Origin of the sequence: Prochlorococcus sp. MIT 1327 (assembly GCF_047304785.1) — a bacterium.
GTDB classification, from domain to species: Bacteria; Cyanobacteriota; Cyanobacteriia; order PCC-6307; family Cyanobiaceae; genus Prochlorococcus; species Prochlorococcus marinus_D.
Window position 1 is genome coordinate 390,183 of the sequence record NZ_CP138972.1, and the last position, 18,654, is coordinate 408,836.

General features: G+C 48.4%; 19 protein-coding genes. 10 read left to right on the forward strand and 9 right to left on the reverse strand.

The genetic code is table 11. From position 1 onward, the window contains the following. Positions 1-4: 4 nt before the first annotated feature. Positions 5-1,003: a cyclic nucleotide-binding domain-containing protein gene (locus SIB80_RS01815; protein ID WP_063420670.1), complete on the reverse strand. Its 999-nt coding sequence runs from the start codon at positions 1,001-1,003 to the stop codon at positions 5-7. Between the two features lie 203 nt (positions 1,004-1,206). On the opposite strand from SIB80_RS01815, the gene SIB80_RS01820 reads away from it, so the two are divergent. Beyond that, the gene (locus SIB80_RS01820; protein WP_240951585.1) at positions 1,207-1,557 is read left to right on the forward strand and encodes a hypothetical protein; all 351 of its coding nucleotides are present in this window, start codon (positions 1,207-1,209) and stop codon (positions 1,555-1,557) included. A 232-nt stretch (positions 1,558-1,789) separates the two neighbouring features. Then, positions 1,790-3,241 (forward strand): cyclic nucleotide-binding domain-containing protein, encoded by a 1,452-nt coding sequence (locus tag SIB80_RS01825; RefSeq protein ID WP_169189862.1) that lies wholly within the window; start codon positions 1,790-1,792, stop codon positions 3,239-3,241. 32 nt (positions 3,242-3,273) lie between these two features. Here SIB80_RS01825 and SIB80_RS01830 read toward each other — a convergent pair whose 3' ends face one another. Beyond that, positions 3,274-4,377 (reverse strand): NAD(P)/FAD-dependent oxidoreductase, encoded by a 1,104-nt coding sequence (locus tag SIB80_RS01830; protein WP_063420669.1) that lies wholly within the window; start codon positions 4,375-4,377, stop codon positions 3,274-3,276. Positions 4,378-4,497: 120 nt separating this feature from the next. Here SIB80_RS01830 and gatB point away from each other — a divergent pair, with 120 nt between their 5' ends. Continuing rightward, complete coding sequence (gene gatB / locus SIB80_RS01835; RefSeq protein ID WP_063420668.1) at positions 4,498-5,988, forward strand: Asp-tRNA(Asn)/Glu-tRNA(Gln) amidotransferase subunit GatB; 1,491 nt, start codon at positions 4,498-4,500, stop codon at positions 5,986-5,988. A gap of 6 nt (positions 5,989-5,994) precedes the next feature. Here the strand turns inward: gatB and SIB80_RS01840 are convergent, their stop codons facing one another. From SIB80_RS01840 to coaE, 4 genes are all read right to left on the reverse strand, one after another. After that, positions 5,995-6,555, reverse strand: coding sequence for a hypothetical protein (locus SIB80_RS01840; protein ID WP_236066173.1), 561 nt, complete (start codon positions 6,553-6,555; stop codon positions 5,995-5,997). A gap of 603 nt (positions 6,556-7,158) precedes the next feature. Further along, complete coding sequence (locus SIB80_RS01845; protein ID WP_240953174.1) at positions 7,159-7,677, reverse strand: hypothetical protein; 519 nt, start codon at positions 7,675-7,677, stop codon at positions 7,159-7,161. A gap of 179 nt (positions 7,678-7,856) precedes the next feature. Then, positions 7,857-8,684 (reverse strand): hypothetical protein, encoded by an 828-nt coding sequence (locus SIB80_RS01850; RefSeq protein ID WP_063420666.1) that lies wholly within the window; start codon positions 8,682-8,684, stop codon positions 7,857-7,859. A 633-nt stretch (positions 8,685-9,317) separates the two neighbouring features. Continuing rightward, entirely contained in the window at positions 9,318-9,953 is a 636-nt protein-coding gene (coaE, locus tag SIB80_RS01855) for a dephospho-CoA kinase (protein ID WP_063420665.1), read from the reverse strand. Between the two features lie 7 nt (positions 9,954-9,960). Here coaE and argJ point away from each other — a divergent pair, with 7 nt between their 5' ends. From argJ to SIB80_RS01885, 6 genes are all read left to right on the forward strand, one after another. Next, positions 9,961-11,235, forward strand: a complete 1,275-nt coding sequence (argJ, locus tag SIB80_RS01860) for a bifunctional glutamate N-acetyltransferase/amino-acid acetyltransferase ArgJ (RefSeq protein ID WP_063420664.1) — start codon at positions 9,961-9,963, stop codon at positions 11,233-11,235. Between the two features lie 398 nt (positions 11,236-11,633). Further along, positions 11,634-11,849, forward strand: a complete 216-nt coding sequence (locus SIB80_RS01865) for a CCRG-2 family RiPP (RefSeq protein ID WP_097519258.1) — start codon at positions 11,634-11,636, stop codon at positions 11,847-11,849. A gap of 106 nt (positions 11,850-11,955) precedes the next feature. Next, the gene (locus tag SIB80_RS01870) at positions 11,956-12,135 is read left to right on the forward strand and encodes a CCRG-2 family RiPP (protein ID WP_097519257.1); all 180 of its coding nucleotides are present in this window, start codon (positions 11,956-11,958) and stop codon (positions 12,133-12,135) included. An 81-nt stretch (positions 12,136-12,216) separates the two neighbouring features. After that, positions 12,217-12,426 carry a CCRG-2 family RiPP gene (locus SIB80_RS01875; protein ID WP_063420662.1) on the forward strand — a complete coding sequence of 70 codons (210 nt, stop codon included), beginning with the start codon at positions 12,217-12,219 and terminating at the stop codon, positions 12,424-12,426. A gap of 56 nt (positions 12,427-12,482) precedes the next feature. Next, positions 12,483-12,728, forward strand: a complete 246-nt coding sequence (locus SIB80_RS01880) for a CCRG-2 family RiPP (protein WP_063420661.1) — start codon at positions 12,483-12,485, stop codon at positions 12,726-12,728. After that, positions 12,728-12,952 (forward strand): CCRG-2 family RiPP, encoded by a 225-nt coding sequence (locus SIB80_RS01885; protein WP_063420660.1) that lies wholly within the window; start codon positions 12,728-12,730, stop codon positions 12,950-12,952. The genes SIB80_RS01880 and SIB80_RS01885 overlap by 1 nt, the downstream gene beginning before the upstream one ends. A 15-nt stretch (positions 12,953-12,967) precedes the next feature. Here the strand turns inward: SIB80_RS01885 and SIB80_RS01890 are convergent, their stop codons facing one another. The 3 genes from SIB80_RS01890 to SIB80_RS01900 form a co-directional block, all read right to left on the reverse strand. Continuing rightward, complete coding sequence (locus tag SIB80_RS01890) at positions 12,968-13,273, reverse strand: hypothetical protein (RefSeq protein WP_063420659.1); 306 nt, start codon at positions 13,271-13,273, stop codon at positions 12,968-12,970. Positions 13,274-13,411: 138 nt separating this feature from the next. Continuing rightward, positions 13,412-13,588, reverse strand: coding sequence for a hypothetical protein (locus SIB80_RS01895; protein WP_169189921.1), 177 nt, complete (start codon positions 13,586-13,588; stop codon positions 13,412-13,414). Positions 13,589-14,098: 510 nt separating this feature from the next. Continuing rightward, on the reverse strand, positions 14,099-15,133 hold the full coding sequence (locus SIB80_RS01900; RefSeq protein WP_236066171.1) for a carbamoyl-phosphate synthase: 1,035 nt from the start codon (positions 15,131-15,133) through the stop codon (positions 14,099-14,101). 988 nt (positions 15,134-16,121) lie between these two features. Between SIB80_RS01900 and SIB80_RS01905 the strand changes: the two genes are divergently transcribed. Beyond that, complete coding sequence (locus SIB80_RS01905; protein WP_063420658.1) at positions 16,122-18,587, forward strand: S8 family serine peptidase; 2,466 nt, start codon at positions 16,122-16,124, stop codon at positions 18,585-18,587. The last annotated feature ends 67 nt before the right edge of the window (positions 18,588-18,654 follow it).

Genomic DNA, 18,654 nt, shown 5'->3' on the forward strand with positions numbered 1-18,654 from the left:
GACATCAGCCCTCCTTGTCCTGAAATTGTCTGCACAGCCAGTCAAAACGCAACCCGGCTGAACTGATGGCCGAGAGTTGATCAAGACCAAGCTGTTCGTTGTCGATGAGTTCCTCGGCTATGCGGCTTGCTTCAGCAAATCCACGGCTGAGGAGTTGATCACGGCTGCGTTGGGAGAGCATGCGTGCGATGCCTTTGTAGAAACGCTTGGCCAGCCTCGGATCGGCGTTGAGGGTCATGCTGAGTTCCTCTTTGTCGAGCATCAGTAGCTCTATGCCTGTGAGTGTGTCCACATTGGCAGCAGCTCCGGCTGCTTGAGGGTTGAGCATTGTGAGCTCACCGAGTAGTTCACCGCGTCGAGAGCTGCCTACCGATTGCCAGCTTCCGTTTTCAGTGATACTGATCCTTGCCTCTCCAGCGAGCAGCAGATAGAGGCCAGGCACATTATCTCCTTCTTGAAGGAGAACGTCTCCAGCGACAAGACGTTTGAATTTACCGGACCTGGCGATCCAGGCCACATCCTTCTCTTCGAGTTCTGCGAAGAGCACCAGAACTTTGCGGAGGGGTTCCTGGTCAGTCGCGGCAAAACGATGAACCCATGCATTTTGGCCTTGCACTTGGAGGGCCAGTTTTTCAGCGATGAGGCGATAGAGGAGATGGCAAATGAAAGCCTCGGATTGATTGATTGACTCCAGAGCCTCTCTAGGGATTTGGAGCAGACGACTTCCTGGACCAGCATCAATGCTTGCCACTGCTGGACGTTCTTCCAGCCAGCTCATCTCTCCCACCAGGTTGCCTGCTTTTAGGCTGGCGAGTGCCAAGCTTCCGCCATCAGCTTGCTTGGTGCAAACCGTGATTGCTCCTGACTCCACTACAAACAAGCCGTCCGGAGTGCTGCCTTCTTCGATCAGACGACAGGAGGTTGTGATTTCCCTTACGACAGAGACATCACGAATCCAGGCCAGCAGCTTGGAATCTGCCTTTTCAAAGATGTTAAAAGGCAAGACACTTTAAATCGCGACTTTATTTTGGATTTGATTGGGCCTTGTTTGGCCTGATGGTGGCATTCAGCAACTTTGCTTAAAGCTGTGAGGGAGATCACAGTTTGGTTTGAGTTGAGTCACTGCTGCAAGTCGCAGCTTGAGAGATCTTGTGCAAATAGAGGGCACGTAGTTCTCCTTCACACGTTCAACAAGTGGTGGTTTTGATGATGCGCATACAATTAATAAATTCTATTACGATTATATTGGGATTTTCCCTTGTTAGCCATGGCGCTATCGCTAAGGAAAGATATTTGCCATTGGCTATGGGCCAGCCGATTGTTGAGGCAAACTCGGCATTGATTGCCCAGGGTTGGCGACCTTATTCTGAGCAGGTGCCCCAGAATTTCGATATACAGCTTTCTGGTCTAAATCTGCCAAGTCTTAGATCTTGCTCAGCTACTGGAATGGGATTTTGTCGCTATGACTACCTACGTAATGGTCAATATCTTTCGGTAGTTACGATTCCGTCGGCTACTAGTCGGCTTTCTTCTGGAATGGTTGAGCGCTGGTGGTGAACTGGTACTTTGAGGGTGTTGGACTATGGCACTATATAAATATTATAATCTTGATTTGAAATCATGTGATCCATAAAGGTTTTCATCGCAGGGCTTTAGATGGATTCGGCTTGGCTATAGGGGGCATGCTAGAAGGCATCAGCTCTGTCTTGATCAAGGCGATGACAGCTTTTTTGCTGCCAGGTTCATTCATCATTAATAGGGTGTTGGTTAGTGCGATATCCGTAGCGGCATGAACTCTGAGTCGCTGATGTTGCTGCAAGCCATCGACGATGGCATGGACCAAGTGTTCGATGAGCTTCGGCCTCGCCGTTTCTTGGCTGGGGAGGAGATTGTTGCTGAAGGTGCTCCGCTGACGAGTTTGTTGTTGCTGTCTTCCGGGGTGTGTCAGGTGCGTTGGCAAGGTCTTCCAGAAGAGCAAGAACCTCGAGTGGGTCCCGGCAGCTTGCTGGGGGATGTGTCTTTTTTATTGGGGGGGACAACCAGGGCTCAGGTGGTGGCACTTGAGCCGGTGGAATGTCTCGAATTGTCGCGTGATGCTTTGGAGCGCGTGGCGGAGGAGTTTCCAGTGCTGGCGGCCCGGATCTATCGCGCCCTTGCTGCGATTAATGCTCAGCGCCTGATTGGCCAGACTCATCAGCAGGGTTTGCTTGAGGTTATGCCCTATGGCAAGGCTCAACGGTTGGATCCGACTATCAGCCAGGTGATTGACCGTTTCAAGCATGCAGCAGCTGCTTTTGAGGTGAACTTACGTCGCACTAGCCCTGACACTAAGGTTCAGCAGGATCTAGCAGCCGCGTTTAGTGCTGTAGTTCAGACGGTCCATGAGGCTTTCCCGGCGCGCTCAGGTGCGGAGCCTGCGACGGAGTGCGGTTCTCTGCAGCTTTTGAGAACGGAGCTGCTCCCTTATTTGCTGCTCACTCGCTCCGCGGAGCGGATGTATCGCAAACCTCGCGGGTATGCCGGAGATTTCCTTACGATCGAGTGGATGTATGCCGACCAGCCTGGTGGTGCTGGGGAGCTAGGGCGGTTTCTTGATCGCTGCTTTCTAGATGAACCGGCTGCGCAGGCAGTTAGAAACCGCCGTGGTCTGCTGAAAGAGGAGTTGGAGACAGCACTGCGGCTCACTGAGGAGCGGCCTTTGCGGGTCACCAGCTTGGCTTGTGGTCCTGCTGCGGAAGTCTTTGATCTTTTGACAGAGCCCGAATTGGCCATGCAGCTGGAGTTAACCCTGGTTGATGTTGATCAGGAGGCTCTTGACCATGTGCAGTCTCGCTTGGCGCAGCCAGGGGTGGATCAATACCTCTCGCGGCCAATCAGATTGGAGCGCCGTAATTTGCTGCATCTTTGTTTAGGTCGCCAGACTTTGGATTTACCTCCTCAACATCTGATCTATTCGATCGGTCTTATTGATTACTTCGACGATCGGATTGTCACCCGTTTGCAGCGTTGGATCCATGATGTCCTGGCCCCAGGCGGTCGGTCGATTCTTGGCAATTTCCATACCAGCAACCCCACCCGCGGGCTGATGGATCATTTGCTCGACTGGCGCCTGATCCATCGAGATGAGGCCGCTATGGAATCGCTTGCCAAGAAGGCTGGTTTCGTTCCTGATCAGACCTATTTGCGCTTTGAGCCAGCGGGTGTGAACTTGTTTGCGATCTCCAGGCGCTCAGTTGAGTGATGCTGATCGCTCTTTAGGTCGCAGTGTTACGCCTAAAACCGGTCCCAGCGAAAGGCGTGAAGTAGTTGCTGTTGTTTAGTGCTGAGAGGTTCATTACTTAGGCAGTTCTCCAACATCTCGGCTGTGATTGCTGCTAGCAGAACGCCGTTGCGATGATGTCCGGTCGCTAGCCAGAGTCCATCCACGGAAGAGCGACCAAGTAGGGGACCCTCGTCAGGTGTGCAAGGTCGGAAGCCCCACCAGCGCTCCATCGGTGGCCATTGGTTTGCCTGCGGTAGCAGTGAAGCAATGCCTGCTTGCAGTTGTCGTTGGCCAAAAGGGGTGAGGCCTTCTGTAAAGCCGGCATCTGGTTCGCTGGTGGCTCCCACCACCAGTAGGCCATCTTCTCGTGGCACTAAGTAAGTACCTGGGCCAAACACAATTCGCGTTAAGGCATGGCGTGGCCCTTGTAGCGAAAGCATTTGGCCTTTTACAGGGTAAATAGATAGCTCTGGGAGCAGTTGGACGCTCCAGGCACCGCAGCAGAGCACAGCTTCTTTACTAGTAAGTGTGTGTAGCTCTCCTTCAGCGTTGCGTACGCGCACTCCCTTAAAGGTATTGCCATCTTGCAGGAGTTCTTGCACGTTCACCCCTTCCTGGAAGCGAACTCCAAGGTTCACGCAGGCCGTTTCCAGGGCCCGCATTAATTGCCTTCGGTTGTCGATTTGTCCGTCTTGGCTGAAGAGCAAGCCGGCCTGCCAGTTAGGTCCAATGCCTGCTACTTCTCGCTCCAGGCCCGAACGATTGAGGGTCTCACCTAAGTAGGCGGTGGGATAGAGATCTCGCTGCGTTGCCGTGGCGAAGGGCACTACGATCCCGCAGGGTCGTAAACCGCAACAGAGGCCGCTGTCGGCTTCGATTTGCTCTACCCAGGAGGGAATGCTCTCCAGGCTCAGTTGTCCTAGTTGCAGCTGCTCTTTGCAGAGTCCTTCTGCGTGGGGAGCGAGCATGCCCGCTGCCACGAAACCGGCAGCCTCATTGCGGCGGCGGCTTAGTACTTCTACAGAGCGGCCGCGGCGAGCCAATTTATGTGCCACAGCTAGGCCCATCAAGCCGCCTCCCAGGATCAGAACTGATTCAGTACGCATTGCTGCCATGGTCAACTGAATGAACAGTCCAGATCAGTTCAGTGTTTCAGCCTGTTGACCCAACTTCGGCCATGTGAGGGAACCTTTCCATAAGATCAAGGACATGTACCCAGTCATTGGAGATCGGTAATGACAGTGGCCACCAGCTCGGATAACGGCGCATGGGAAGCCGTGATCGGTCTGGAGACACACGTGCAGCTAGGCACCAATAGCAAGATCTTCACATGCGCTTCCACGACCTTTGGCGATGACCCCAACACCCACATCGACCCTGTTGTGTGTGGTCTCCCCGGCACGTTACCGGTGCTTAATCAGATGGTGTTGGAATACGCGGTCAAGGCGGCAATGGCACTCAACCTCAATATTGCCGAGCACAGCAAGTTTGATCGCAAACAGTATTTCTATCCCGATCTACCGAAGAACTATCAGATCTCTCAATTTGATGAGCCGATTGCAGAAGAAGGCTGGATTGAGGTGGAAGTTGCGGAGAAGGGGAAGGACACTTACCTCAAGCGTATTGGCATCGAGCGTCTCCATATGGAGGAGGACGCCGGCAAGCTCGTTCATGCTGGCAGCGATCGACTCGCTGGCTCCACCCATTCCCTGGTGGACTACAACCGGGCCGGCGTGGCGTTAGCTGAGATTGTCAGTAAACCTGATCTGCGCACTGGTCGTGAGGCGGCGGAATATGCCTCGGAGATTCGCAGGATCATGCGTTATTTAGGGGTCTCTGATGGAAACATGCAGGAAGGCTCTTTGCGTTGTGACGTCAATATCTCCGTGCGCCAAGGGGCCGACGCTCCCTTTGGCACCAAGGTTGAGATCAAAAACATGAATTCGTTTTCGGCCATCCAGAAAGCTTGTGAGTACGAGATTCAGCGCCAGATCAAGGCCTATGAGGCCGGTGAAGCAGTGGTGCAGGAAACTCGCCTTTGGGATGAGGGCAAGCAACTCACCAAGAGCATGCGCTCGAAGGAAGGCAGCAGCGATTACCGCTATTTCCCCGACCCTGATCTAGGTCCGATTGAGGTGATGGCATCGGTACGTGAGGGTTGGCGAGATGAACTACCCGAGTTACCGGCAGCGAAGCGTCATCGCTATGCCGAAGAGTTTGGTTTGTCGGGCTATGACGCCAGGGTGCTCACTGATGATTATCCGATGGCGGAATACTTCGAGGCGGCCGTGGCGGCAGGTGCCGAGGCTAAGGGAGTGGCGAATTGGATCCAGGGCGATCTTGCCGCTTACGTGAATGCCAATCGCCTTTCTTATGCCACGTTGCCATTTCGACCGGAGCAGTTGGCAGAGATGGTGCAACTGATCGATGGCGGCAAAATCAGCGGCAAGATCGCCAAGGAAATCTTGCCTGAGTTGCTGGAGAAGGGCGGCTCACCGAAGGCGGTTGTTGATCAGCGTGGGCTTGGGATGATCAGTGATCCGGCGGCTATCACAACCATTGTGGAGGAATTGTTGGCCGCTCACCCTCAGGAAGTAGAGGCCTTCCGCGGCGGTAAGACCAAGCTGCAGGGCTTCTTTGTTGGGCAGCTCATGAAGAAGACTGGCGGCAAAGCCGATCCCAAGCTCGCCAATCAGATCCTCAGCAAGAAGTTGAAGGGAGAATGAGGTTGCCTACTTCTGGATTTGTCCCAGAACAGAACGTCCATCGGGAGCAATCCGCACGATGTTCAGGACTGTTGGGTTTTCACCGTTTTGCTCCCATCCAGGTGCTCCGCCAGGAATTCTGAACTCAAACCCTGAGTCGTTGGCTTGGGTGATGCAGGGGTTTGCGACTGTACTGGTAAACATGCAGTTACCCGGTCTGTACTGACTAAGACCACCATTCAATTTGATTGCTGTGCCTCGGGCGAGGTTGATGGCGCGCTTGGCTGCTAATGGATCAGGACGAGAGGAGGAGTTTGTGCTTTTTCCAGGGCGTTGCGGTTGCCTGAAGTTCTCATCATTCGTCGTGAGCTTGGGCGTTGATCTCTCCGGTGTGAATGGCCTCACAGGGTTGCTGCCATCGGCTGGAATACAGCTCATGGCCGGAGTGGTGATGTCAATGGTGCTCTCGGCGACTTGTTCCCCTGTGGAGCGATTGAAGCATTTGAAGGTCATAGCTTCTGCTTTAACAGTATTGGCGAGTAAGACGCTGGCAGTACTGAGGCTCAGCAGAATAGTAATGTCTTTCATAAGAGCATTTATAAAGTGAAGGTCTGGAGATGAGTCTGCTTTTGGGTTGTAAATAGCTTTAATAGAGTATGCCTGGGGTGCAGAGGTGGTTGAGCTAATAGATCTTTCTGAGTTGATAGATGGGTTGGCTAGAGGTTGAATGTGTGAGGCTGGTGATGAATGAGTAATCCTGCATGTTGTCCATAGTGTGCATTAGTCGTCGTCGGGCTCTTGTCTGGCATGCCTCCTAATGCATGCCAGATGTTGTACTTGGTTGTCATTGAGACATCGTAATTGAGCTTATATTCTAGGCAAGTGGCTTTTGCCATTGATTTGCCTCAGGATAGATCTACTTGCTATCCATTGCGGAAAAATCATTGGTTTCTCAATCCCAGGTGGCATTCTCCCCTGTCTGGTAGACATGAGTATGGGGAAGAGATCACTTGTTGATCAGTTGGTGAAATCAATGGTTGCCAAGGTTTATTTTAGCGTGGCTTATCAGATTCCCCCTCCCCAGGAGTTGAAGTGTTAATCATGAGCTTAAGAATTTTGCTTGTCAACAGAAAAGGGCCTCAACAGGCCCTGGGGAATGCACGAGGCATGCTGATTTAGACTATGAAGTCATCACCATAGGCTGACATCGCTTCTGACATCAGTTTGTACATTATTTGTGCGCTGATTATTATAACGCTGATTATTTTGACGGTTTCTATTAAAAGCATTATTATAACGCCGGTTATTGTAACGCTGATTATTTTGACGGTTTCTATTGAAAGAATTGTTATAATGTCTGTTGTCAGAGCGGCGATTGTCTTGGTTATAGGAGCCAACTGTAGATCCATTGTAGGAGCCTGTCGTGTTGCCATTACCGATAGAATTACCTGAGTTATAGGTGTTGCCAGAGTTAATTCCGCCAATTGAGTTTCCATTGCCACAGATTGTTCCTGTGCCACTACAAGAGCTTCCTACTTGCTGGGCCTGACTCATGAGTGGTGTGGTGAGTGTGCTGATGCTTGAGAGCGAAATGGCGAGGATAAGAGTTTTAATCATGGCTTTTAATGTGTGGATGAGACCGGAGTTGATTGTTCCTCCGATGTATTTACTTTGATCTATAGCTAGAGATATACCCATGATTGGAGTCATTATTTTGTGTGACTTTGCTCACGGACTTGTAAAAGCATTAAAAAACCCCTGCTTGAGGGGCCTTTGATAAATGATTGGTACTTTATTTTCTACTTTGCAAGCTTTGCAATAGGTTGCCTCCCTGTGGTGATTTTTCCTGTCAATTTTTTTAGCATTTGTTGTCGCCTAGGGATAGTGATCTACTTTTTCTGCTTGATAGAGATGCGCTTACCTGTTGTTGGGTTTCTTTTTACTAAGAGGCGCTTACCTGTTGTTGGGTTTCTTTTTACTAAGATGCGCTTACCTGTTGTTGGGTTTCTTTTTACTGAGATGCGCTTACCTGTTTTGGGGTTTCTTTTTACTGAGATGCGCTTGCCTGTTTTTGGGTTTCTTTTTGTGATCGTTGTTTTTGGGGCTGGTGTTTTTGTGGCCGGTAATAAGTTTTTGTTTGGTATTAAGTGAGGCAGGACAATAGTGCTTTTTGGCGGCAATTTAGGAATTAAAACAGTATTCCCTGAATTTGAAGTATTCCCTGAATCTGAAGTATTCCCTGACCCAATATCGCCCGTACTATTTCCATTGCCACAGATGTTACCCATTCCTTCTACATAGCAGCGATCGCCATTGTGGATCGCAGTGTTGTTAGTCACGGAGTTGTCAACTTGGTCGTAGGTTCCAAATAGGGATCGAAAACCTTCTTGAGCAGCGGCTCCGATGATGATTTCGCCTATATTGGGACCGCTTGGCTGCGACTGTTCAATATTCATATTGGCTTCAGCATGTCCATCTTGTGGGATGGCACTCTCTTCAGCGATTGGTGCTAGTGCTACATCGGGGATAGGTAGACAACTAAGTGCTGGACTAGTGATGTCTTCAGTGCTTCGTGCTATTAGAGCCTTGGTTTCACGATCGAAGCAATCAAAGGCTATTAGTTTATTGCTTAATGTCTGGCTGAATGCGCTAAGTGGGGTCAGAAGGGTTGTGCTGCCGAAGGTGATTGTCGAAAGTAGGCTTATGGGATTTTTCATGGGGGTGAGGAACTCTTTTGAGTGACCTCACCTTGCTCTCAATCCGGAGCTGAGTCTTTGAGTAAAGTCTCATTGTCTAGTGATTGTGCTCACACCTAGAGATTGGCGCGGACGTCCCATTCATTGTTTGTGTAGATCCAAAGGTCATCCTCTAAGGACATTTCGTCACCATTACGGACTTGGCAGGTAAGGAAGTAATTGAGCGGACAGCTGCGCAGGATGAGTTTGTTAGAGAGGTGTGCGCTTGTGACCAGTATGATATAAGACTATAGCGTCGATTTGCGCGAGGGAGTGGAGTTTCTCTCTCTGTATGTTGTCAACCTTATATCAGAAATAGCCTTAAATAAGTATAGGCTTCACCAGCTTCTGATGCTTTTTTGGGTAATAATTTTAAGAAGATGCTGAATCAGATAAATTGATTCTAGGGATAGCCTCTTATGGCACTGCAAGGATATATCCATTTTGCTTGTATCTGGCCTTAGTGAATTAGTCCTCTGATAATGTTACTTCCTGGCAGGAGATTTTGGCTCTAACTGAGGAAAGTCTTGATAGTTGAAGGTTGCGTACCTGAAAGCAAAATTACAAATTGGGATCAGGTTTTCCATCTGTTGAAGGTGTAATGAGGTCTATTTGTCAGATTGGTGAGATTTGACTTCGCCATGCTCCAGGTATGCCAGTGTTGTCTATCACGAGATCTGCCAGCGGCCGTTTGATTTCCAGTGGCCATTGAGCGGAGATGCGTTGCTCTGCTTCTTTGAGTGTGAGGCCATCGCGAGCGATGAGCCGTTGATATTGCTGTGTTGGACTGCAATCCACCAACCACACTTCACTGCAGAGGCCTGTGAGTTTGGCTTCGAACAGCAGCGGCACCATCAGCACCACCACCGGCTCTGCTGAGAGATCCCCCAGAGCCATATCAAAGCGCTTTGCAACGATGGGATGAACGAGCTGCTCCAGCCAGCGGCGTTCGCGGGTATCGCTAAATACAATTCGCCCTAGGGCTGGGCGATCGAGGCTGGCTTGACTGCGTTGGCCTGCTTTTCTTACTGCGCTTCCATAGCGTGCCAGCACGGCCATGGTGGCTGTGCTGGCAGGGGCTAGGGCCTCTCGGGCGTACAAATCGGCATCCAGCACAGGCAGGGCGTGTTGCTCCGCGAGGTAGTGCCCAACGCTGCTCTTACCACTGGCGATGCCGCCGGTAAGACCGATGCGTCGTTGCGGCCCCTGCCAACGTGGGAGTGCTACCGGGCTTTCTGGCTCGGTGGTCATCGTGTAGGTGGAGGATGTGTTTAGTTTGTCTCCTAAGGCCGTGAGTGTTGCGCTTGCCTCCCTTTGGCGCCCCATCTCTGGTGGCCTCACGGCACCTTTCGGCTTTCAGGCGGCAGGCATCACAGCTGGCTTGAAGGAATCTGGCAAGCCGGATCTTGCGTTACTTTTGGCTCCAGAAGGTGCTGTTTGTGCAGGGACGTTCACCACGTCATTGGTGCGTGCAGCTTGTGTTGATCTTTGTGTGGATCATTTGCAGGCTTGTGGTGGTACGGCACGGACTGTGTTGATTAATTCTGGCCAGGCGAATGCTTGCACCGGTGAACGCGGTTGGCTCGATAGCATTCGAGTCACTCAGGCTCTGGCTGATCGACTTGGGCTTCCAGTTGAGCAGGTTTTGATTTGTTCAACCGGTGTAATTGGTGTACCGATCCCGATAGACACTCTGCTTGCAGGCTTGGATACCCTTGTGGAAGCACTTAACGATGAGGGTGGTGCGGAAGCGGCCTGCGCAATCCTTACGACCGATTTAGTAGAGAAACAAGTTGCTCTCGAGGCAGAGCTTGGTGGGCGTTTAGTTCGTATCGGCGGGATGGCTAAGGGATCAGGAATGATCCATCCTGATATGGCAACGATGCTGGGCTATTTAAGTTGTGATGTCGGTGTTGCAGTAGATGTATGGCAAGCAATGCTGAAGCGGGTTGTTGATCGCTCCTTTAATGCGATTACGGTGGATGGTGATACCAGTACGAATGATTCGCTGTTGGCTTTTGCAGCTGGTGAACCTCTAGATCGAGAACATCTGCAGGCTTTAGAGGTTGGCCTTTTAGTGGCTGCCCAGCAGCTCGCCAAGGCCATCGCTCGTGATGGTGAAGGTGCCACCTGTTTACTGGAGGTTCAGGTAGAGGGTGTTGTTGGCGATGTTGAGGCTCGCCGTATTGCCCGTACTGTTTGCGGCTCCTCTTTAGTGAAAACGGCCGTCCATGGTCGTGACCCCAACTGGGGGCGAATCCTCGCGGCTGCAGGGCGTGCTGGTGTGTCTTTTGATCCTGCAGCAGTAGCCCTTTGGTTGGGCCCTCATCAGTTAATGGAATTCGGTGAACCCTTGCCTTTTGATCGGATTGCTGCATCTCGCTATATCCATGAGCGGGTTGATGGGAGTTATTTATGTGATGACACAGTGAGGATTCGTTTGGTTGTGGGTGATGGATCGGGCGATGGCATGGCCTGGGGCTGCGACCTTTCAGATCAATATGTGCGCATCAACGCCGATTACACCACCTAGGCGGAGATTCATTGTGTAGAAAGGCGTTTGAGCTGATTGGATATCGCTGGTAACGCAGTGGTAACAGTTGTAAAAGACGTAGTGCTCATTGGATCCTTCGCTCTGGTGCTCACGACTCAATGCACATTGTTCGCTCTAACAGATCACGTCTCAAGGAAATAGACGTGCGTTGCAGGGTGGTTATGGGGACAATGAGGGTTATCTACATACGTTAAAGCGGTTCAGACATTTGTGTCATAAAACCTAAGCCCAATTTGAAATTATTTTTTTCTGGTAATTCCTTCGGCAAGGTGTGACCAACATCACAACCAGGAATGATTCGGATCAATGACGTAGTAGAGGAATTGGTAGAGGATGTGCTTGTCAGAGGGAGATTTCCCTCACAACAATTCAAACCAATGACTAACAACGAACTTACGATTGAAGAGCTACAGTCCATCAACGGTGGTGGTGTATTTGCGAAGTTGGACGGCTTCAGTTCAAGAATTTCACGCTCAAATCAACGGAGAGTGATTATCCATCCAAATTTTATTATTGATCCTGGTCATAAAGTTGGATTGCGAGGAATAGGCGACGCCGTCGAACGCGCTGTTGCAGTACCGGCCTTTCTTTAGTCTCATAATAACAAGTACAAGATTAGAACAGGTCTAGTTTCTATTATTGGTGATGAAGTGTAAATAGCCCTGACCAATCCTCACATTATTCAACCAATCCAAACCAATGACAAACAACGAGCTTACGATTGAAGAGCTACAGGGAATTATAGGTGGTGCATTAATAAGAAGTAAGCAATTGCTGATTATCAATCCAGATTCCATGTGTGATCCTATTTATAAAGTTAGATTAGATACAGGTCCTGTAAGTAAAAATGAAGTTGGTCCAATAGGAAGAGAGCGATAAGCTCAGCTAGGTTCATCCATTATTACAGTCCCAGCAATTCCTCTGAAGTTAGCTATACTCAGGAAAGAGTATTTACACCTAATGGCTGAACCAACTGAAAACGAAGAAATCAACGAGGAACTATCTATTGACGAGTTGAAGAATGCAGCTGGCGGGGGAATGGGTTTAGACAGACTCGGCACCCAGTTCAGCCAACAATCTAGTAATCCTTCTCTAAGTAATCTGGAGGACAGAAGGAACAGTCAGAGAATATCACTAGGGGATGAGAATGATTCGAATCCGTTCTTGTAATAAGACTAGCCAATCCTCACGTTATTCAACCAATCCAACATCTCAAAAACAAACAAATGACTGAACCCAACAAGACAAACGAAGAAATCAACGAGGAACTCTCAACTGACGAGTTAAAGAGTGTTAGTGGTGGGATTGTCATTCGTGATAACGACACGATGTTGAGACCAAGTAAGTTGTCGGAAATCTGTGACGTTGGAACTTCTCTGAGGAAGCCTCATGGGTCTGGTTCGGGAATGACAAAAGCTGATTTTGAAAGAGCTAATAAGTCTGGTGTGGTTATCTTAGGGAGTTCTGACTAATGACTAATCCAAAAGAAAACGAAGAAATGAATGAGGAACTATCTGCTGACGAGTTAAAGAGTGTTAGTGGTGGATTGAGGGGTCAGGGTTCGTCTGGAGATACAGTGAAGGGGGGAAGTTCCGAGGATTTCTTAGCTGGACATGGTTCTGGTTCAGGTATGACAAAAGCTGATTTTGAGAAAGCAAATAAGACTGGTTTGGCTGGATGGGACCCTTATAACTAGAAATGAAAAAATGCGCTAAACAATCCTCACGTTATTTAACCAGTCCAGCATTTCCTGCTTTTGCTTTTTAAGTTCAGCTGGTGATGGCTTACCAGGCTTAGCTGGATTAGTTTTTGTATAAGGAGCTTCTAATCGGTTAGCTCCTTTTTTATGTGTTGGCTTAGGTATCTGTTTGATTGGTTTGTTAATGGTAAGTGGTTGTTGCGCTTGTAGTTCCATGTGTTGTAGCTTTTCTATTTCAGGTATGAGTAGCTGTTGAACTTTGAGTTGTTGTCTTGCGTTGGGTTGGGCTTGCTTGGGGCGTAATGATTGAGTAGGCATTTATTGATAAGTTTAAGGAGTGAAGGAAGTTGTATTCAAGATGGTGGTTCACTCGCTCGCTTTGCTCGCTCGTTCACCGCACGATCAGCAATAGGGAGCTAAGGAACTGTGATGTCTTGCGTAAATGGTGTGTGGTGCTTATGAGCAGAGCAACCTTTCAAGCCTGTTCATTAGATGAGTGTGCTGTTGGTAGAGGTGTTTGATTGTCTGTGTGTCTTTATCTTCTTGTGCTGTTAGCAACATCTTTTCGTAGATGCCTACTTTGCAGAGCATGGAGCGGCAAAGCTTTTCTTTAGCGGTAGTGAGTGTCGTCATGGTGTTGGTATGTCTATGTTGTCTTTCCTCTTAGAGTAGGGGGGTATGGTCTGATTTGTAGTGTTTGGAATGGGTTTCGGTCAGGACTAAAGTTGGTACTAATAGAATATAAGTTTATAACTGGCTTAGTTTCGCTGGGTAATTATTGCCAGAGCTGAATCACCTTGTTCCGATCAGTCGCACACCATTACAAGCAGCTTATAGGCAAGAACCTGCCACGTTGGTGCGTCACTATTCAGGCTGTGTTGATGAATATGTGCCAGGTATCGATGGTTGTTTCAAGCCAATAGTGAGGTACTTAAAGAAATAAAAAACCCCTGTAATTGCAAGGGCTTTTGGAGTTAGTGTCTCACACACCAGGGGAATACTCGTGAATGGCACTGAAAAAGATTTCGTGCCTATTGAATAACTAAATGATTACAATGGTCATCCCAAGCATCTGCTGCGGCGTGAACTGCTCAGTCAAGACTGCTGATGGAAGCAGTGCGATTGGGATGGCGAGGAGGTGTTTCAATTAAAAGTGTTTGTCCCAGGTTTGTTCCACTGATCACAATACGAGTAGTTCCAGTTCGGCCCGTCTATTTCTATCAATGAGCGCATACCTGTGCAGGACGACGTCTCATAATCATGCACCCGCACATCCCTATTGCTTGGCGTTGATTTTAGGGCATTAATCACTGGTAGTTGTTGAACTTCTTTGCGCTGGGCTGTTGTACCTGCACCACCAAAGCGAACTTTAATATCGGCTGAAACTCTTGTTTCGAATGCTTCGTCGTAGGAGACATTCACACCAGCTGTTAAACCGTTGCTGATCTCATAGGCCAAGCGTCCACGCACACCAGAACCATCGACATGTTCTTGCTCACGGTGTTGGTAGTAATAACCAACTGATGCTTTCAAAACTGGAGTAATAAAATATCCAGCATCCAATCCATAGGTGTTCAATGCACCGCCTTGGTAAACACTATTGAGCTTCTGCTCGACATCACCAACAGGAATCAGTCCATAGCCGTTCAAGGTCCAGCTATTGGAAACAGCTTCTGCATTCAGTGCGATCTGCTGGAACCCGACGGTCTTCTTGTTGGTGACGTTGACGCCGGTATCGGCATCACCAGATTTCAGCGAGCGGCTGTCGTAACCAGCATTCAGCCCATACATCCAGCTGCGGTCGCTGTTCAGCCAGCGATACCCCAGGCGCGTTGACGTTGAGTAACCACCACCGACTTCGGTATTGATGCTGCTGCTATTGCCGTCGTAATCAGCAAAGTTTGCATTGAGAAGAACATCAGCAAAGAAGACGCTGTTCTCGCCAACAGCGATTGGCAGGAACCCACCAATGCCCGCCTGATTTGGTGTTCCAGCTCCTTGTAGTGCGCCTTGAAAACCCCAGTTAAACTTGACCGCATCCTTGAGGTTGATCTCCATCACCCCGAGATCATCTGCGCCACCTGCCTCTTGAGCAGCGACTGGCTGGATGGGAGTGTTGGCTAAGGCAAGAGCAGCAGCACCAGCAAGCGACAGAGGAAGACGAAGGGAACGCTGCACTGGGATTGAACGCTTAAAAGGTCACTCATTATCTGGCATGTTTTTGCTTGCAGCTATCAGGCCACATCAACTGCTGTAAAAGAAGATGGAAAAACTTTGATGACTAACCATCAAAAAACCCCGCCATGAAGCGGGGCTTTTGTTTATTTGTTTTCTCCTCCTAAAGCGGTGGCGACTTTTTGTTTTCATCCTTCACCGCTATCCATAGATTCTCTGCAATTCTTTTGGCAAGTAGTGTCTTGGCTCAATACCAGAAATGAGTTTGAGCACAAGCAACAAGAACATGTCCATTTTTTCTGCAATTTGCACAAATAACTGACATGAAGAAGGGCACCCGCGTTGGATGCTCTCAAGTCCAGGAGAGGTTTTCAGGGTTTCTACGTCCTCGGACTCCTGATCTAGGTCAAAGCAAACAACAACAAGGCGTCAGTAGGAAGAATTACTCCTTTCGATCAAGCGTCTCTAAACGCCCCCGCACTACCCTTTCGCACTACTCAGGGGCTAGATCGCACAAGCATTTTTGCTTCTCAGAACATAAAAAAGAACCATTCGAATCGGGATAGAGGGTTCAAGTAGGCGTTTCGTTTTTAAGCGGGTTTTCCCAGGCCCGCTGTATCCCTCGCAATCACGCCAGTTGGGTCCCATCCACCTAGCGACAGCGATTATTGATCAGCAGTCACAACAACTGCAGCGACAACTACAAGCACAGGTTACAGAGGCTGTCATTGACTGAATAAGCAAGCCGCAACTAAATAGAGAGCTAAAAAGCAAGGCTATTGATAGGATTAGTCACAAGACTGATCTAGAATAATCAGATTCACCATCCAAATCACTTCTAATCAATCGATATGCACAAATAAAGGTGTGACCTACGTCACAATTGAATATGAGCAAGTTCGTGACTCAAAAGGTTCTGGATCACATCTAAAGTCATGACATTGAGCGAAATTGATTGAGTCATTCAAAAGGCTTTGCCTTTTCTCTAATCATGAAACGGCTCTTCAGAAGTATCCGCTCAAATAACAAGCAATCAGAGCGCAGAGACTTCATCAGTGAATCACTAAATTTAGCAAAGCCAATAGACAGTCAGAACACTCATCTTGGCTCGGGGCATTCAAGCCACTATTACTCCAATAGTGGCGAGATGACTGAACAAGAGCAGCCCTTTGAGCTAGAAGCTAAGGGAGCCTCAAATGCAAACAACACAACCAAAGATTATCCTCGCTATAGTAGACTATCTTTTGAGAGGCAAGAAACATTCAATGTTCATCATTCCACAAGACTGGAAGATACGATTACAGGCAATCAACATGGTCCAAATACATTTAGACGAAACCTAAGACAGCCATTTCGTTCATTCAATCAGCAAGGTTTCTCTTCCAGTGCAAATCAGCAAGATCGCGATGAATCACCTGATGAATTCAACCATCAAGGCCAGTTCGAACGGAAATCAAATAGGTTTTCCTTCGGAAGGCTAAACTGGATAGCAAGAAAAGCCCAACAGGGGTTACCCGAAGATCGCACAAATGGTGAACATGAAGCTGGCGAAGAAGGTGGTTCACGCAACCCATTTAGCAAAGGTTTAGATCGACACTCTTTCAGGCATAACCCACGACCATACGATGTCGATCTAAACGATGTCGATCTAAGCATCAGCATCAAGCAATGGGACTTTGGTGCAGTGAGTCTATTTGATTATGGTTATACCCGAATTTATGATGCATCACACGATGGCACGAAAAAAGAAGTCTTTGAAGATGGTGCAATCAGAATCAATTATGATGGCGATTTCTTAAATGATAATAGGTTGGATTTCTCAGATGTTTTTGGCTTGAGTTGGGGCCCATTATCAACAATGAAACTTGGTAATGTTGAAGCTCAAGTCAATGCAACCCACACCACTACAGGAGAAAGTGTTGATCTTGGATCATACACACTAGACCTATCAGAAGATCGATTCCTTGTCGATCTTAACGGCAAGATCGATGCTGCGGAAAGCTACCTCGATAGACGCAGTAACTGGGACTTTGATGTGGATATTGATGCTGTCTTCGGAGGTATAAGGGAAAATATAGAAGACTTTGATGAAACATTAACAATGATTGATGCTCTTGACTGGAGTACATTTGATGGTGACATTGAAGCCAACACTTTTACTTATCATGATCTGGATGCATTATCATGGGTAGGTTCACAATTTGATTCAGGTAGAATTTACAAAGCTCGTGGTGGAACCGACGAACTAATACTTAATGGTATTGATAGTGCAGACATCAAGAGCTTCAATGGCGAAACCTTCAGCGGTCTGACTGATTACACAACAATCGGCGAACAGGCCATTTATCAAGGCACAGCTTTCGACATCTTGAGCCTCAAAAATGGAGATGAGATTTATCTACAAGGTTTTGAGAAGATTACCACCGAAGACGATAGCTACCGCATTAGAGAAGGAATGAGCGACAGTACAAAAGAACAATGGAATCTACAAGCCATGGATGCAGGAGGTGCTTGGCGATTCAACAAAGGTTCAGAAGATGTTGTTCTCGTATCTCTGGATACTGGTCTTAATGATGTTGCAGGAAGTGCAACTGATGCTCATGATGAAATTGATCATGTTGTCAACCAAACCGGCAAGTCAAATAACTCCCATGGACATCGAGCCATGAGTGTGATGGCTGCCAAACATGATAGTCAAAACTTGGCAGGTATTGCTCCTGGAAGTGAACTTTGGGCCTACAATGTTTATGGTGGAGGTGATTCACTCTACGATTCAATTGAAGATGCCAAAGATCAACGCGATTGTAGTCAAAGACTAGTCTTTCAAGGTGGTATTCAAGGTGAAGGTTGGTGGACCCATGGCGCAACCAAGGCAGAAATGCAAACTGCTCTAGATGAAACAGCAGATTATGGCTTCTTTGCCATCGCAGCCGGTAACGGTGGCCCAGGTGGCAACCTCGATGACGACGACTATCTAACTAGTGTTTCAGGTCTAGCCAAAGCACAAACTACAAATGACAATATTGCTAGTGTCGGTGCTCTGAAGTTCACAGGCACAGAAGAAATCGATGCTATTACTGGTGGTTCACTTACTAATGTTACAGGAACTGAACTTGCTGGTTATTCCAATAGAGGCGATAACCTTACATTAGTAGCACCGACAGACAGTCAATCTATTGATGCGAACGGATGGCAAAGATCTTTTGGCGGAACCTCGTGTGCAAACCCCAATGTAGCTGGAGTTGCTGCTCTTGTTTGGAGTGAAAATTTATCTCTAACTGGCGGAGAGGTTAGAGATATCCTGACAACAAGTGCCATGGATTTAGGAGCTACAGGGCGTGACGACACCTACGGTGCAGGCACAATCAATGCTGAATCTGCAGTTCGTCGCTCTCATGCTCTCTCAGTCGATAATGAATTAGCGAGTCTGTACAACAATACGGATTTTCTAGCTTGATTAATAACACGATCTAAGCGCTTCTCCTTTCATCGCCCTGGGCATATGTCCAGGGCTTTTTTTGGTA